Raw genomic sequence first — 12,474 nt, 5'->3', positions numbered from 1 at the left:
TTAACTTGAAAACATCACCGCTGTTAATAAAAAGTCGAAACCTAAAACGGCCAGCGACGAATGAACAACTGTTTCTGTGGTCGCTTTACTGATCCCCTCTGATGTAGGAACACAGTCGTAACCTTTGTAAAGCGCAATCCATGTCACGATCAGTGCAAAAACGAAGCTCTTAATCATGCCATTTAAAATATCTTGTTGGAACGACACCTGAGACTGCATAATTGACCAGAAGCTGCCAGAGTCGACACCTAACCAATCAACGCCCACTAAGTGCGCACCTATAATTGCAACTGCTGAGAAAATAAGTGCCAACAGCGGCATACTGATAAAACCAGCCCAAAAACGAGGCGCTACCACCCTTTTGAGTGGGTCAATTGCCATCATTTCTAAACTTGATAACTGCTCGGTTGCTTTCATCAAACCTATTTCGGCCGTTAAAGCACTGCCCGCTCGACCTGCAAATAGTAATGCAGTAACAACTGGGCCAAGTTCTCGAAGCAGGCTCAAGGCAACCAGCGGGCCTAAGCTGTCTTCAGCACCATAACCCACTAGAACGGTATAACCTTGTAAAGCCAGTACCATACCGATGAATAAGCCCGACACCATGATGATCAATAATGACTGGTGCCCAACCATATATAATTGCTTGATTAATAGCGGAGTGCCTTTTTTAAAATTAGGCATGCTAAGTAGTGCCCCCAATAGCATGCGTGTTGCACGCCCTAACGAGGCAAAACGACTGAGAGTTTTGTGACCAATGACTTGTAAAAAATCCATTATTGCTGAGCTCCTAGTAAAAGTTCATCTTCATAAGGCGCAGCTTTAAAATGAAAAGGCACCGGTCCATCAGATAGACCTTTTAAGAATTGCTGAACCAGTGGCGAACTATGTTGCAACATTTGCTCTGGCGTACCTGTACCTATTACACCTTGTTCAGCAATAATCACAACATGATCAGCAATACTCAGTACTTCTGTGACATCATGTGTCACAATCAATGAAGACAAACCTAATACTTGATTAAGCGACTTAATTAGACGTACTAATACCCCCATTGAAATGGGATCTTGTCCTGCGAATGGCTCGTCATACATTATAAGCTCAGGGTCTAGAGCAATTGAGCGAGCTAGAGCTGCTCGTCTTGCCATACCACCTGATAGTTCTGATGGCATTAAATCTCTCGCACCACGAAGGCCGACGGCCTGAAGCTTCATAAGAACAACAAGTCGAATTAGTTCTTCGCTAAGTTGTGTATGTTCCCTGAGAGGGAAAGCTATATTGTCAAACACCGACATATCTGTGAATAACGCACCGCTTTGGAAAAGCATGCTCATTTTTGTACGGGCTTCATACAATTCTGCTCGAGTCATGCCCGGTACGCTTTGCCCTTCAAAAGTAATATCGCCACTATCAGGCTTTAACTGACCGCCAATAAGGCGCAGCATGGTGGTTTTACCAATACCACTCGGGCCCATAATTGCGGTTATCTTCCCCTTTGGTACCGAGAAACTCATGTTCTTATAGATGGTCCTATCACCTCGAGAGAAAGTTACATCCTTGATTTCGATAATTGATTGCGACAAGTCGCGCTCCACATTCTGGTTCACCAATCTGCATATCATACTTTTTTTTAGTTTTAGTGTGAAAAGGGAATTCGTAAAATTTTGTAAGTACCTTGAATAAAGCTTTTACCTAGCGTTTTGTTTATACTTTTTTTTATGCTTTTGATACTATTTGCCCAATTTTGTTTTCGTTGTTGGCATATTCTTTTTATGGTTTTATCTTTCATCATTTTGATACTTGGTTTTGCCGCGTTAGTTTGGAGTGCAGACCGCTTTGTCTTTGGCGCGGCTGCATTAGCGAGAAATTTTGGCGTACCTACTTTAATCGTAGGTTTAACGATAGTGGCAATGGGCTCATCAGCCCCAGAAATGATGGTTGCAGCACAGGCTGCCCTTGCAGATAAAACGGATACAGCGGTTGGAAATGCCATTGGTTCGAACATCGCCAATATATTACTGGTATTAGGCATTACCGCGCTGTTGCGTCCTCTCTCTGTAGGTTCAGGAATCTTGAAACGTGAGATGCCATTACTTGTAGTCGTTTCTCTGGGTGCTTGGTTTATCGTCAGTGATAACCATTTTAGCCGCACTGAAGGCTTTGTATTATTTGCCGCCTTCATCGCCTTTCTCGCGACCCTACTTATTTTAACTAAACGTTCTGGTGGCCAAGGTGATGACCCTTTAGTGTCTGAAGCCTGTGATGAAGTGCCGAATGATGTGCCAACCAGTAAAGCCATTTTGTGGTTAGTAGTCGGTATGGTATTACTGCCTATAAGCTCAAGCTATCTTATCGACGCAGCCGTAGACATTGCAAAGTATTTTGGCATGAGCGACTTATTAATCGGTTTAACGATTATTGCCATAGGTACCAGTTTACCTGAACTGGCAGCCTGTATTGCTGGTGTACTTAAAAATGAAGATGACCTAGCAATGGGTAACATCATTGGCTCAAATATCTTTAATATTCTCGCGGTCCTTTCTATTGCGGGGATTTTAAACCCAGCAAATATAGATGCCAATATCGCACATCGCGATATTTATATTATGCTTGGCGCGACATTTATATTGATCGCGATGAGTTTAAGCCTCAAAGGCACTCGACGTATCAACCGCATTGAAGGTGGCCTTCTACTTGCGGCGTTCATCGGATACATGTATTACATTATTTAGTTGTTGGAGTGCACATGACTGCTGAACAATTCACCAAAACCGCTTTAAATGTCATCAATATTGAAAAGCAAGCCATTGATGAAATTGCACAATACATTGACGATAGCTTTATAGATGCTTGCCAAACTATTTTTGACTGTCAGGGTCGTACTATTGTCATTGGTATGGGTAAATCAGGGCATATAGGTAATAAAATTGCAGCTACACTCGCCAGCACAGGTACTCCCGCTTTTTTTGTGCACCCAGGTGAAGCAAGTCATGGTGATTTAGGTATGATCACCAAAGACGATGTGGTCTTATTGATCTCAAACTCAGGAGAGACCAGTGAAGTGGTCAATATTATTCCTGTTATTAAACGTATTGGCGCAAAAACTATCTCAATGACAGGTAATCCAACCTCCTCAATGGCTAACCTGTCAGATATCCATTTATGTATTGCGGTTTCAAAAGAAGCCTGTCCACTTGGTTTGGCTCCTACCGCAAGCACCACTGCAACACTCGTCATGGGCGATGCACTCGCAGTAGCATTGCTTGAAGCTCGCGGGTTTACCGCAGATGACTTTGCACTTTCTCACCCTGGAGGTTCTCTAGGAAGACGTTTACTGCTTACCCTCGAAGACATTATGCATAGAGGTGAACAACTGCCTATTATAAAAACAGGTAAGCTCATTAAAGATGCATTATTTGAAATCTCGAGTAAAGGTCTAGGCATGACAGCGATCGTTGATGAGCAAGGTATCTTAGCGGGTCTTTTTACCGATGGTGATTTACGCCGTATTATTGAACAAAAGCTAGATTTGCACAGCGCTAAAATTGATGATGCAATGACTGTTAAATGTACAACTGCAAAAGCAGATATGTTGGCAGCTGAAGCATTGAATATTATGGAAAACAAACGCATTAATGGTTTAATTGTGGTTGACGAAACTAATCGCCCTATTGGTGCTCTGAATATGCAAGACCTATTAAAGGCAGGAGTAATTTAAATGCAGTTTGCGGATTTGTATCAGCCAATCAGCCAAGATGTGGTATCGAGAGCAAAGCAGATTAAGCTGCTAATTTGCGACATTGACGGTGTATTCTCTGATGGCCGAATTTATCTTGGTAATCAAGGTGAAGAGCTTAAAGCATTTAACACCAAAGATGGCTTTGGCATAAAAGCCCTCATCAACGCTGGAGTTGAAGTTGCCGTGATCACTGGGCGTCATTCACAAATTGTTCAGCAGCGTATGACTAGTTTAACCGTTAAGCATATTTACCAAGGACAAGAAGATAAGGTGCAAGCCTACGAAGAGTTGAAAGCAAGCTTAAGCTTAACAGATGCCGATATTGCTTATATTGGTGATGATGGTCCTGACCTACCCGTTATGGAACAAGTTGGTTTTGCTGTTGCTGTTAACGATGCGCATCCAATTATTCGAAACCTTTCGCACTACACCACATTATTACCAGGTGGATTTGGTGCTGTGAGAGAGTTAACTGACTTAATTATGTTGTGTCAGGGTCAGACCCTAGGGACATCAGGAACAAGCGCATGACGGTGAACCGTGCCATATTACTGGTTATTTTTGCACTGACCATGTACTGGATATGGTCACCTTATTTTAATCAACCTGAAAAACAAGATGCCACTGATGAAGAGAGCATCGCCACACCAGATTACATAGCGACAGATCTGAAACAAACCAAATATTCAGAAGCGGGCTTACGAAATTATTTAGTCGAAGCCAATAAAATGGAGCTTTATCAACAGCTGGGGTTCAGTCATTTTACCGCCCCCACATTTACCCTGTTTAATGGGCCGCAAAATTGGCAGCTTACTGCCAATGAAGCGACATTATATGAAAATAACATGCTGATATTAGAGGGTGATGTAAAAGCGCTTAACCTCACTGAAGGCGCAATGATCAGCCAAATAAGCGCAGACCATATTCAAGTAGATATTACTCAGCGTTCAATGCGCTCAGATCTACCCGTAGAAATTGTTGGGCCTCACTTAAATATTAAGGGACAAGGCCTCAATGCAGATCTCAATACTGAAATTATTGAGCTCATTAACCATACGCGAACCATTTATTATGACCAATAAACTATTTCTTTCACTTCTGTTACTCGGCTTTTCTAACCTCAGCTATGCTGAAGAAGCATCTATGTCTCAAGTGTCAATAAAAGCTGGTAAACAGCAAGCACAATTAAAGACAAACATTGGCATCTTTGAAGAAAATGTTGAAATAATTCATGGCAATCGTGAAATTTACGCCGATCGACTTGAAGTTCATCAACGTGAAGAACTAGGTGAAAACAAACAGCTTTTAGTCGCGACAGGTAAACCCGCACGGTTTATTGAAAAGCAAGCCGATGGTACTTTGTTAAGTGCTAGCGCTGAAGAAGTAAGATATGACGTTGCAAATAGACTGCTTACTATCAAAGGCAAGGCCGAAATAAATCAAGCAGGTCAGGTTATCAAGGCTGAAGCGATTATTTATGACATCGAAAAACAATTGATCAGTGCCGAGCGAAACGAGCAAAACCAACAACGAGTGCACACGATTCTTGTGCCCGAGAAAAAGTCTCCAAAATCTAACCCTGAACAAGGTCAATGATCATGAGTGTGTTAACAGCTACGGCCTTAGCTAAAAGCTATAAGGGTCGCCAAGTGGTGAAAAATGTGAGCCTGAGTGTAGAAGCAGGAAGCATTGTTGGTCTACTTGGTCCTAATGGGGCAGGTAAAACCACCAGCTTTTATATGATTGTCGGTCTTGTTCCAAGTGACAAAGGTAAAGTCACCATAGATGATGAAGATATCACTTTACTACCTATGCACAGTAGAGCACGTATGGGTATTGGTTATCTTCCTCAGGAATCTTCCATTTTTAGAAAATTGACCGTGTATCAAAATTTAATGGCTATTTTAGAAACACGTAAAGACCTCAACAAAATCCAAAGAGAGCAAACTTTAGACGACCTACTTGATGAGTTTAACATTCAGCATATTAGGGACAGTCAGGGCATGGCTTTATCTGGCGGTGAGCGTCGACGAGTAGAAATTGCTCGCGCTTTAGCCGCTAACCCTAAATTTATCCTCTTAGATGAGCCTTTTGCTGGCGTTGATCCAATTTCAGTGTTAGATATAAAGAAAATTGTTGAGCATTTAAAAAATCGCGGCATTGGCGTACTCATTACAGATCACAACGTAAGAGAAACTCTTGATGTTTGTGAGAAAGCTTATATTGTTTCACATGGTGAATTAATCGCGTCAGGTACACCTGAATCAGTTTTAGCTGATCAAACCGTTAGAGACGTCTACCTAGGTGAACAATTCCGTCTATAGTTAATGCAAGACATTATCCAAATAACAAAAAGGATTGTTAGAAATACATGAGGCAATCGCTACAGCTGCGCATGGGGCAGCAACTAACCATGACACCACAATTGCAGCAAGCAATTCGCTTACTGCAATTGAGCACATTAGATCTGCAACAAGAGATCCAAGAAGCGCTGGATAGCAACCCTTTACTTGAAGTTGATGAATCAGAACTAGAACCAAGTGCTGATGACAATGATTCAGACAAAGCAGCCAAAGATACTGACTCTGGCGAGCAACTTTCTAATTCTGCTGATGATGGTCACGGTGAGGAGCCGACCAGCGATTACGAGCTTGATAGTGATGCAGCACTTAGCAAAGAAACGGTCAGTGACGATCTAGCCATGGATGTGACTTGGGACGAATACATGAGCGCTGCTCCAAGCTCCAGCAGTGGTCCAATGCCTGAAGACGAAACCATTTATCAGGGTGAAACCACTGAAACACTGCATGAATACCTGATGTGGCAATTAGAGCTCACCCCGTTTAGCCCTACAGATAAAGCCATCGCCGTTGCCATCGTAGAAGCAGTTGATGATGCAGGCCTACTGACTATCAGCACTGAAGAGCTTCTCGAAAGTATTAATGAAGGCAATGATGAAGAGTTAATCGAACTCGATGAAGTTGAGGCTGTATTAAAACGCATTCAACTATTTGACCCTGTAGGCATTGCGGCTCGCTCTTTACAAGAATGCTTATGTATTCAACTCAATCAGTTTGATGCAGATACGCCTTTCATTGCTGAAACAAAAATGGTGTTAAGCGAACATATTGATTTACTCGCTAGCCGTGATTACCGCACCATCATGAAAAAGACCAAGCTCAAAGAGCCTGAGTTAAAAGAAGTGATGACGCTTATTCATAGTCTTAACCCTAAGCCTGCCGCCAGTATTATCCGTGAAGAATCTGAGTACGTTATTCCTGATGTGTCAGTGAAAAAAGTGAAAGGCCGTTGGATTGTCGAACTAAACCCTGAATGCATGCCTAAAATAAGAGTTAACGATCATTACGCGGCAATGTCTCGTTCAGTTAAATCAAGCTCAGACAGCCAGTTCATACGTTCTCACTTGCAAGAAGCCAAATGGTTCATCAAGAGTTTAGAAAGTCGTAATGACACTTTAATGAAAGTTACTAATTGCATTGTGCAACAACAACAGGCATTCTTTGAACATGGACCAGAGGCAATGAAGCCTATGGTTTTAAATGATGTTGCTGAGATGGTCGAGATGCACGAGTCTACCATTTCTCGTGTCACCACTCAGAAGTACATGCATACACCCCGTGGCATTTTTGAGTTGAAGTACTTCTTCTCAAGTCACGTAAGCACTGAAAACGGAGGTGAATGCTCATCCACTGCGATTAGGGCATTGATCAAGAAGCTAATTGCTGCAGAAAACACTGCTAAGCCATTGAGCGACAGCAAGATTGCAGATATATTGGCAGAACAGGGAATCAAAGTGGCACGTCGTACAATTGCAAAATACCGCGAGTCACTCTCTATTCCACCGTCAAATCAGCGTAAAAGTCTGATTTAAGACGTAAACCAAGAGAAGGAAAATGCTTATGCAACTAAATTTAACTGGTCGTCACGTAGAAATTACAGATTCATTAAGAGACTATGTAAACACGAAGTTTGCAAAGCTAGAAAGGCATTTTGATCACATAAACAACGTTCATGTGATCTTAGATGTTGAGAAGCTGGTACAAAAAGCCGAAGCCACTGTTCATTTAAATGGAGCTGAAATTTTCGCTTCAGATGAACATTCAGATATGTATGCAGCCATTGATAAACTCGTTGATAAACTCGATCGCCAAGTTATCAAACATAAAGAGAAATTAACTCGACACTAACCATGAAACTTAGCTCGATTATCAACAAGGACTGCAGTAAAGCTGCGGTCCTTTTTAATAGCAAAAAACGTGCGCTAGAGTACATTAGTGAATTAGCGAGCCAGCACCTTCCTGAACACAATGCTCACGAAATCCTTGATGCCTTCCTGACTCGAGAAAAATTAGGCAGTACGGGCATAGGTAAGGGTATAGCGATCCCTCATGGCCGACTTGCAGGAATAGACTCTATCTTTGCCATCTTAGTGACCAACCAAAATGGAATTGATTTTGACGCAATAGACAATAGACCTGTCGATATTTTGTTGGCACTACTTGTACCTGAAGGTAATAATGCAGAACATCTAAAGACCTTAGCTGCAATTGCTGATAAACTAAACAATAAAGAGTTTTGTAAACAACTTCGTCATGCACAAGACGATGACGCACTCTATCAACTTATTGCGCTTCAAGATTAATAAATAGAGAGGAATCCATGGAACTGATCATCATTAGTGGTCGCTCAGGGTCAGGTAAATCAGTAGCCTTAAGGGTATTGGAAGACCTAGGATATTATTGTGTTGATAACATTCCCGTTAACCTCCTCCCTTCTTTGGTCAGAAGTGTCTCTGATAACTACGACAAAATAGCTGTCAGTATTGATGTGCGAAACCTGCCAAAAGAGCAACAAGAATTTAATGACATTCTTGAATACTTACCCGGCTTTGCAAACCCAACACTTTTCTATTTAGACAGTGATGATCAGGCACTGATTAAACGCTTTTCAGAAACGCGTCGATTACACCCACTTTCTTTAAATAATTTACCGCTTGATTTAGCGATTAAAGAAGAAAAGAAATTACTCGATGTATTAATTACACGCGCAGACGTTCTGCTTGATACCACTGATTTAAGTGTTCATCAGCTTGCAGAAACTATTCGAGAACAAATTCTTGGTAAAAAAGATAAGCAGCTCATCATTACTTTCTTATCTTTTGGTTTTAAACATGGCATCCCTAAACAAGCCGATTATGTATTTGATGCACGTTTTCTGCCAAACCCGCATTGGGAACCAGAACTAAAACCACTTACTGGGTTAGATCAACCAGTTAAAGATTATCTAGCAAGCCATAGCATAGTGCAGAAGTTCACTTGGCAGATACAAACCTTTGTGCAGACTTGGCTACCTCACTTAGAGCGCAATAACCGCAGTTACTTAACCATTGCAATTGGTTGTACAGGCGGCCAACACCGCTCTGTTTACCTTGCACAAACCATTGGTGAAAGCTTTGCCAAAACGCATAACAATGTGCAAATTCGTCACCGTGAGCAAGACGCAGACTAATATGGTCAAAGTAGAAGATACATTTTTAATTCAGAATAAATGTGGTTTGCACGCACGTGCTGCCACAGTACTTGCGCAGTTAGCCCTGCAATTTGATGCGCAAATCACGCTATATCAAGATGATAAAGAAGCCCCTGGTGACAGTGTCCTTGCTCTACTCATGCTTGAAAGTAGTCATGGCAAGCAACTCCGAGTTTGCTGCGAAGGCCCTGATGCCGAGCCCGCACTGACCGCCATTGGTGAGTTAATAGCACAAAAATTTCATGAAGATGAATAACCAAGCACTTGGTAACTCTGCAAAAATTACGTTAAACTTAAGGTACTCTTTTTAGGCATTCATAGTAACTGCCTAAACCTTTATTCTCGGTGCACACCACTCAATAAATGGATTGCCTATGCCAGAAGCCTTAGAACAAGACTATACGTTGCAACAATTACAACAAGTAACGCACGCAATAAACAATGGTCAGTTTGTTCAGGTTAGGCGTATTCTGGCTGAAACTCCACCGTGCGATACCGCATTACTACTAGAGTCATCCCCACATAAAGTCCGTACGCAATTATGGCAGTTAGTTGACCCAGACATCCAAGGTGATGTACTTGAAGAGCTATCCGAAGACGTTCGTATTGGTATTATCAACCAAATGGATCCTGAACTCATTGCAGCCGCAACTGAGGATATGGATGACGATGACTTAGGTGAAGTTCTAAGAAGCTTACCTGAAGACGTCTATCAAGACGTTGTCGGAGCAATGGACGCACAAGACAGAGCAAGAGCAACACAAGCACTGTCTTATCAGGAGCGCTCTGCTGGTGCGCTAATGAGTACAGATACGGTCACCATCAGACCTGATGTGACGCTCGACGTGGTGTTACGTTATTTACGTCTGCGAGGCGAGTTACCCGATGGCACCGATGACTTATATGTTGTAGATAAAGAGAATCAATTTATTGGCGCGCTGCCTATTTCAACTTTATTAACTAATCCACCTGATAAAGTGGTTGCCGACCTCATGGATGATGAGAAAGAAACCATTCCCGTTTCAATGGATGAAAGTGACGTGGCGCAACTATTCGAGCGTCATAACTGGATTTCAGCTGCGGTTGTTGATGATAACCTGCAACTGCTTGGTCGTATCACCATCGATGACATCGTAGACGTTATTCGTGAAGACGCCGAACACAGCATGTTAAGCATGGCAGGTCTAGATGATGAAGAAGATACCTTCGCACCGGTTTTAAAAAGTAGCCAACGCCGCTCTATTTGGCTTGGTATTAACCTTTTAACCGCTTTGCTTGCTGCCTTTGTCGCAAGCTTTTTCGAAAGTACCCTAGATATACTCCCTATTTTAGCGGTACTTAATGGCATCGTACCGAGTATGGGGGGCGTCGCTGGTAGCCAAACCCTAACGCTCGTCATTCGTGGTATTGCACTCGGGCATATCAATAACACTAACCAAAAGTTCTTACTTGGTAAAGAGCTCGCTATCGGGGCATTAAACGGTGTACTTTGGTCTATCTTAATTGCCGGTGTTGTTGCTATTTGGCAGTGGGATTTTGTACTCGGTGGCGTGATCGCGTTCGCCATGTTCATGAACTTACTTGCAGCCGGTATTGCCGGAGCCAGTATCCCAATCATCTTAAAGCGTATGAACATAGATCCAGCGCTTGCGGGCAGTGTGGTACTCACCACAGTGACAGACATTGTGGGTATTTTTGCCTTCTTAGGCACCGCAACCTGGTTCTTAGTTTAACCTACTTCAAATACAAAAAAGCCCGCTCAATATCGCGGGCTTTTACTTTAATTAAGGCCTATTCACCTGCGATCTGCATTGACTCTATTAATATCGACCCCGTTTGCACACTACCTCGGGCCTCAATGTCTCCACCAATGGCCTGCACATTCATGAACATTTCTTTTAGATTTCCCGCAATGGTGATCTCACTTACTGGATATTGGATTTCGCCCTGCTCAACCCAAAACCCAGCAGCGCCTCGAGAGTAATCTCCCGTCACTGTATTCACGCCCTGCCCCATAAGCTCAGTAACTAATAATCCTGTGCCCATTTCACTAAGTACAGCTTTTAGATCATCATGAGTTTGTTGCACTAACCAATTGTGAATACCGCCAGCATGGCCTGTAGCTGTCATGCCCATTTTTCTTGCGGCATAACTTGCGAGCAAATACGTTTGCAACTCACCACCATGAATGATTTCACGGTCCAGTGTTTTTACCCCTTCACTATCAAAAGGGCTAGACGCTAACCCTTTTAATAAATGAGGACGTTCAGACACGTTTACTTTGTCACTAAAGATTTGCTTACCCAAAGAATCTAACAAGAAGCTCGACTTACGATATAACGCACCACCGCCTATTGCTGAAACTAAATGCCCAAATAAACTATTTGCAACATCTGCTCTAAACACCACAGGCGTCTTCATAGTGGCAATTTTTCTGCTATTCAAACGAGAAATTGTAGACTCAGCTGCTTCTAAACCCACAGAATACGCCGATTTTAAACCAGATTGCTCACGACTGAGGGTATAAGCATGATCGCGCTGCATTTGCTCGCCATCTTGACCAATCACCATGGTACTTAAACTGTGACGCGTTCTCGGGAACCCCGCTAGAAAGCCATGAGTGTTACCATAAACTCTCAAGCCTTCATGGCTAGAGAAGCTGGCACCATCTGAGTTAACAATACGCTCATCAAACTCTAATGCCGCTTTTTCTGCTTCAATACACAGCTCAACACCCTGCTCTGGCGTTACTTCCCAAGGGTGATACAAGTCTAAATCTGGTGGAGACATCTCAAGCAGCGCTTTATCAGCCACACCATTACAAGGGTCATCCGAAGTAAACTTTGCAATATCAATGGCTTTTTCTACCACTGAGCGTAGCGCTTTTGGACTTAAATCTGCAGTAGATGCAGAGCCTTTATGATTACCCACATACACACTGATCCCAAGCCCGCCGTCTTGGTTAAACTCAATAGTTTCAACCTCCCCCATTCGCGTACTCACAGACAGGCCTGAGGTACTCGACATTGCAGCTTCTGCAGCGGTCGCACCAAGTTTAGTCGCGTGGGACAATGCCTCTGATACGGCCTGTTTGACTTCATCTATTTGAGTAAAAATCGCACTTTGCTGCTCAGATTTCATAGTTATGCTCTCTAAAAACACCTTTAATATCTAAATGCTAACAC

At 42.6% G+C, this 12,474-nt stretch carries 15 protein-coding genes; 12 read left to right on the top strand and 3 right to left on the bottom strand.

All coding sequences use genetic code 11. The features are described 5' to 3' along the window. A complete protein-coding gene (gene mlaE, locus PP2015_RS01585) occupies positions 1-780 on the bottom strand; it encodes a lipid asymmetry maintenance ABC transporter permease subunit MlaE (protein WP_058028605.1) in 780 nt (259 codons plus the stop codon). Further along, entirely contained in the window at positions 777-1,583 is an 807-nt protein-coding gene (locus PP2015_RS01580) for an ATP-binding cassette domain-containing protein (RefSeq protein ID WP_083496624.1), read from the bottom strand. Before PP2015_RS01580 ends, mlaE begins: the two co-directional genes overlap by 4 nt. Before the next feature lie 189 nt (positions 1,584-1,772). On the opposite strand from PP2015_RS01580, the gene PP2015_RS01575 reads away from it, so the two are divergent. The 12 genes from PP2015_RS01575 (at position 1,773) to mgtE (ending at position 11,022) form a co-directional block, all read left to right on the top strand. After that, on the top strand, positions 1,773-2,732 hold the full coding sequence (locus tag PP2015_RS01575; RefSeq protein WP_058028603.1) for a calcium/sodium antiporter: 960 nt from the start codon (positions 1,773-1,775) through the stop codon (positions 2,730-2,732). 14 nt (positions 2,733-2,746) lie between these two features. Next, the gene (locus PP2015_RS01570; protein ID WP_058028602.1) at positions 2,747-3,718 is read left to right on the top strand and encodes a KpsF/GutQ family sugar-phosphate isomerase; all 972 of its coding nucleotides are present in this window, start codon (positions 2,747-2,749) and stop codon (positions 3,716-3,718) included. After that, entirely contained in the window at positions 3,719-4,270 is a 552-nt protein-coding gene (gene kdsC, locus PP2015_RS01565) for a 3-deoxy-manno-octulosonate-8-phosphatase KdsC (RefSeq protein WP_058028601.1), read from the top strand. After that, positions 4,267-4,821: an LPS export ABC transporter periplasmic protein LptC gene (gene lptC / locus PP2015_RS01560; protein WP_058028600.1), complete on the top strand. Its 555-nt coding sequence runs from the start codon at positions 4,267-4,269 to the stop codon at positions 4,819-4,821. The genes kdsC and lptC overlap by 4 nt, the downstream gene beginning before the upstream one ends. Continuing rightward, positions 4,811-5,335, top strand: a complete 525-nt coding sequence (lptA, locus tag PP2015_RS01555; protein WP_058028599.1) for a lipopolysaccharide transport periplasmic protein LptA — start codon at positions 4,811-4,813, stop codon at positions 5,333-5,335. Before lptC ends, lptA begins: the two co-directional genes overlap by 11 nt. Before the next feature lie 2 nt (positions 5,336-5,337). Then, complete coding sequence (gene lptB / locus PP2015_RS01550) at positions 5,338-6,063, top strand: LPS export ABC transporter ATP-binding protein (RefSeq protein WP_058028598.1); 726 nt, start codon at positions 5,338-5,340, stop codon at positions 6,061-6,063. Between the two features lie 47 nt (positions 6,064-6,110). Next, on the top strand, positions 6,111-7,631 hold the full coding sequence (locus PP2015_RS01545) for an RNA polymerase factor sigma-54 (protein ID WP_058028597.1): 1,521 nt from the start codon (positions 6,111-6,113) through the stop codon (positions 7,629-7,631). 28 nt (positions 7,632-7,659) lie between these two features. Continuing rightward, on the top strand, positions 7,660-7,947 hold the full coding sequence (gene hpf, locus PP2015_RS01540) for a ribosome hibernation promoting factor (RefSeq protein ID WP_058028596.1): 288 nt from the start codon (positions 7,660-7,662) through the stop codon (positions 7,945-7,947). Positions 7,948-7,949: 2 nt separating this feature from the next. Then, positions 7,950-8,402: a PTS IIA-like nitrogen regulatory protein PtsN gene (gene ptsN, locus PP2015_RS01535; RefSeq protein WP_058028595.1), complete on the top strand. Its 453-nt coding sequence runs from the start codon at positions 7,950-7,952 to the stop codon at positions 8,400-8,402. A 17-nt stretch (positions 8,403-8,419) separates the two neighbouring features. Further along, complete coding sequence (gene rapZ, locus PP2015_RS01530; protein WP_058028594.1) at positions 8,420-9,268, top strand: RNase adapter RapZ; 849 nt, start codon at positions 8,420-8,422, stop codon at positions 9,266-9,268. A gap of 1 nt (position 9,269) precedes the next feature. After that, positions 9,270-9,545 carry an HPr family phosphocarrier protein gene (locus tag PP2015_RS01525; protein ID WP_058028593.1) on the top strand — a complete coding sequence of 92 codons (276 nt, stop codon included), beginning with the start codon at positions 9,270-9,272 and terminating at the stop codon, positions 9,543-9,545. Positions 9,546-9,663: 118 nt separating this feature from the next. Then, the gene (gene mgtE / locus PP2015_RS01520) at positions 9,664-11,022 is read left to right on the top strand and encodes a magnesium transporter (protein WP_058028592.1); all 1,359 of its coding nucleotides are present in this window, start codon (positions 9,664-9,666) and stop codon (positions 11,020-11,022) included. Between the two features lie 58 nt (positions 11,023-11,080). On the opposite strand, the gene pmbA is transcribed toward mgtE, so the two are convergent. Continuing rightward, positions 11,081-12,430, bottom strand: a complete 1,350-nt coding sequence (pmbA, locus tag PP2015_RS01515; RefSeq protein WP_058028591.1) for a metalloprotease PmbA — start codon at positions 12,428-12,430, stop codon at positions 11,081-11,083. Positions 12,431-12,474: the final 44 nt, after the last annotated feature.

Origin of the sequence: Pseudoalteromonas phenolica (assembly GCF_001444405.1) — a bacterium.
Lineage (GTDB): Bacteria > Pseudomonadota > Gammaproteobacteria > Enterobacterales > Alteromonadaceae > Pseudoalteromonas > Pseudoalteromonas phenolica.
Note: the sequence above shows the minus strand (reverse complement) of the source record. Positions and strands in the feature narration are given on the sequence as shown.

What these genes read in the sequence shown, in the direction of transcription:
- pmbA (WP_058028591.1), bottom strand. Translation starts at nt 12,430, where the DNA reads ATGAAATCTGAGCAGCAAAGTGCGATTTTTACTCAAATAGATGAAGTC.
- mgtE (WP_058028592.1), top strand. Translation starts at nt 9,664, where the DNA reads ATGCCAGAAGCCTTAGAACAAGACTATACGTTGCAACAATTACAACAA.
- kdsC (WP_058028601.1), top strand. Translation starts at nt 3,719, where the DNA reads ATGCAGTTTGCGGATTTGTATCAGCCAATCAGCCAAGATGTGGTATCG.
- ptsN (WP_058028595.1), top strand. Translation starts at nt 7,950, where the DNA reads ATGAAACTTAGCTCGATTATCAACAAGGACTGCAGTAAAGCTGCGGTC.
- rapZ (WP_058028594.1), top strand. Translation starts at nt 8,420, where the DNA reads ATGGAACTGATCATCATTAGTGGTCGCTCAGGGTCAGGTAAATCAGTA.
- lptC (WP_058028600.1), top strand. Translation starts at nt 4,267, where the DNA reads ATGACGGTGAACCGTGCCATATTACTGGTTATTTTTGCACTGACCATG.
- PP2015_RS01525 (WP_058028593.1), top strand. Translation starts at nt 9,270, where the DNA reads ATGGTCAAAGTAGAAGATACATTTTTAATTCAGAATAAATGTGGTTTG.
- PP2015_RS01570 (WP_058028602.1), top strand. Translation starts at nt 2,747, where the DNA reads ATGACTGCTGAACAATTCACCAAAACCGCTTTAAATGTCATCAATATT.
- PP2015_RS01545 (WP_058028597.1), top strand. Translation starts at nt 6,111, where the DNA reads ATGAGGCAATCGCTACAGCTGCGCATGGGGCAGCAACTAACCATGACA.
- lptB (WP_058028598.1), top strand. Translation starts at nt 5,338, where the DNA reads ATGAGTGTGTTAACAGCTACGGCCTTAGCTAAAAGCTATAAGGGTCGC.
- lptA (WP_058028599.1), top strand. Translation starts at nt 4,811, where the DNA reads ATGACCAATAAACTATTTCTTTCACTTCTGTTACTCGGCTTTTCTAAC.
- hpf (WP_058028596.1), top strand. Translation starts at nt 7,660, where the DNA reads ATGCAACTAAATTTAACTGGTCGTCACGTAGAAATTACAGATTCATTA.
- PP2015_RS01575 (WP_058028603.1), top strand. Translation starts at nt 1,773, where the DNA reads ATGGTTTTATCTTTCATCATTTTGATACTTGGTTTTGCCGCGTTAGTT.